Source organism: Mesorhizobium sp. M5C.F.Ca.IN.020.29.1.1, from assembly GCF_003997375.1.
In the GTDB taxonomy this organism is placed as follows: Bacteria; Pseudomonadota; Alphaproteobacteria; order Rhizobiales; family Rhizobiaceae; genus Mesorhizobium; species Mesorhizobium wenxiniae.
On the sequence record NZ_RZSW01000712.1, the window covers coordinates 1 to 2,559 of the forward strand.

Consider the following 2,559-nt stretch of genomic DNA (forward strand, 5'->3'; position numbering starts at 1 on the left):
TGCCGGAGTATATCGACACCTAAACCTTATCGAGCGTGAAGGTCGACCCCAACGCCGACTCATTCAGAGCATCGGCGAAGGCGTCGACCTGATCGTCGAATTGTGCATTGGGGAACGAGCCGACCTCATCGAGGTAGATCTCAAGGCGATCCCAAACAAGAAACCTGCCGGTGTCGCTGTCGGATACAAGCGCGATGGGCAAGTTATTGCCGCGATGGCGCCTGTGCACATCATGGTGAGCAGCGGCAAGCGACCAATGCCTGGAGTGATACTCGAGGTCGACACTGAGGACAAAGCGCTCGCGGCCGAGCCGGACGGCTACCTCCATGTTATGTGGCCCAAGGTCGATGAGTTGCGCATGCCGACGGCGCAGACCCGGACGCGGCTGATCGTCGGCTGGATCGCAATGGTCGGTGTCGTTGCCCTGTTTGGCTGGCTTGCCTTTTCCGCACCGGGGTGGCGGCGTAAGGGGTGGATGCCTAATGTCGTGCGTTGGTTCCGACCATCGCCTGAACTTCCGACCCGCCGCCACAACCAGATCCTGGAACCTTTGGACTGCGGCGATGTTTGGTTAACTGGCCCGCGCTTGAGGAGCCAAGACTGACGCCGGGCGGGCTTTAGGAGGAAGTCATGTTCCGTGCGATCCCTTCACTTATTCTTCCCCGCCGCCGCCTTTTGTAGTTTGGCTTGGGCGCGACGCTTGCCTCGACTGTAGGCCGCGCTTCAGTATCGCTCGCCGACGAGGCCAGTGAGGTTCAGGATGAGGATATCTTCCAGTTCGCACTCAATCTGGAGTACATGGAGGCTGAGTATTACCTGCGCGGCACGACCGGGAAAGGAATCCATGATTCCGATGCAGGTGCGGATGCGGGCCAGGTGACCGGCGGCAAGCAGGTTTCCTTCGAAACGCCTGCCATCGGCGAGTTCATGGCCGAGGTGGCAGAAAACGAACTGGCTCACGTGAGGTTCTATCGCAAGACCCTCGGAGACCAGGCTGTGCCTAGGCCGACCATCGATTTCGAAGCTGGCTTCGCAGCCGTCGCAAAGGCTGCAGCGCTAGGGGAGGACTTCGATCCCTTCGGTAATGAGACGAACTTCGTCCTTGGCGGAATGCTCTTCGAGGATGTTGGTGTTACCGCCTATGCCGGCGCGGCGACAGTGTTGAAGAACAAGGATTTCCTCGCCGCCGCCGCTGGAATACTGGCCGTTGAGGCTTACCACATGGGAATGGCGCGATCGACGCTCTACCGAAAGGGCGAACAGGCCTGGAAAGCCGCCAACGCGGTCTCCGACGCGCGTGACAAGATCGACGGATCGGACGACAAGGACCAAGGCATCCAGATAGACGGCAAGGCAAACATCGTTCCTTCGACACCGGATGCGATAGCCTTCACGCGAACACCGCAAGAGGTGTTGCGCATCGTGTATCTCACCGATCAGGAAGGTGCGAGCAAGGGTGGCTTTTACCCCAATGGAATGAACGGCAAGATAAAAAGTACCTGAATGGACTGGGCTGTCCGAGTGGCCAAAGCCTGACATCGACGATCGCTACGACCTTGCCGATGCCGTCATGATCTGTGCCGATGGAACATCGCAGGCCAGCGATCTCGGAGGGACTAATAGAGGACGCGACGACGAGATGCCCGGCCGCGTATGATTTCCTTGCTTTAAATACCACTGGCTGGGCGAGATTTGAGTGGCGTCGCGGCGGAAGCTTTATACCAGTTTAGCGTCCTAAAGGGAGTTTCGACGCCGAAAACAGTTCTTCCTCGTCCGTGATTCCGGCTTGGTAGTTTGCGATGATGCGGGACGCGATCGCTTCACGTCGCTGCGGGGATTGACCCTCGATCGTCAACCTCTCGAAGACGCGGCCGAGCAAGGCCACTTCGGACGAACTGAAGACGCCGGCTTCTTTAGCTTTTTGATGAATCGGCATGCAACTCTCCCTCCTGCATCTCTTGTGCAGCTAATCCAAATTGGAAACTCAATCAAAGAAAAACACGCGGGATGGCGCGCGCGATCAAGAGCGGCGATCCACCGTCTTAGACGCGTGGTGATGCATACAGAAACAGTCTCCGAAAATGGCATTGCATACCAGCGGAGCGCGCCTTACGCGCCTTGGTGCAGCAAATCGTATAGGATCGTTGACAACGTCCGGCGTTCGGATTGTCACCGCCGAGTCGCAACGGGATCGAGCAGACGTGGTCCAACCTGAGCGGCGGCGAGGATGCCGCAGCTGTTGCGACTGAGCCATGCAACCGTAGAACATAAGCTGAAAACGCAAAAGCCCGCTGCCAAAGATGCGCCGGCTGGGTCACGCTCGAATAACGCGAGCGGAACAGAGCATCGAATGGCCGCAGGAACAGGCCCGTTTCAACGTTGCAGGATCCAAATGGATCGTTGTCGGCCGGCTTGGTTCGAAGGCTAGAACCCGAACAGGAAAGAGGACGCGGAACCGGAACTGGCGCGGTTTCGTCCCGTCCGCGTTCTGGACAAGACAGTCATGTGCGCGTTTTGCTGCGTAGCGCTTTAAAGCCCATTCCCGAACCGATCCTCGGC

At 58.2% G+C, this 2,559-nt stretch carries 3 protein-coding genes; 2 read left to right on the forward strand and 1 reads right to left on the reverse strand.

All coding sequences use genetic code 11. The features are described 5' to 3' along the window. A partial coding sequence (locus EOA85_RS37850) for a hypothetical protein (protein ID WP_164760035.1) occupies positions 1–604 on the forward strand: 604 nt, incomplete at its 5' end. Between the two features lie 83 nt (positions 605–687). After that, complete coding sequence (locus EOA85_RS32490; protein ID WP_281033821.1) at positions 688–1,503, forward strand: ferritin-like domain-containing protein; 816 nt, start codon at positions 688–690, stop codon at positions 1,501–1,503. Positions 1,504–1,726: 223 nt separating this feature from the next. Here the strand turns inward: EOA85_RS32490 and EOA85_RS32495 are convergent, their stop codons facing one another. Further along, entirely contained in the window at positions 1,727–1,936 is a 210-nt protein-coding gene (locus EOA85_RS32495; protein ID WP_127212448.1) for a hypothetical protein, read from the reverse strand. Between the last annotated feature and the right edge of the window lie 623 nt (positions 1,937–2,559).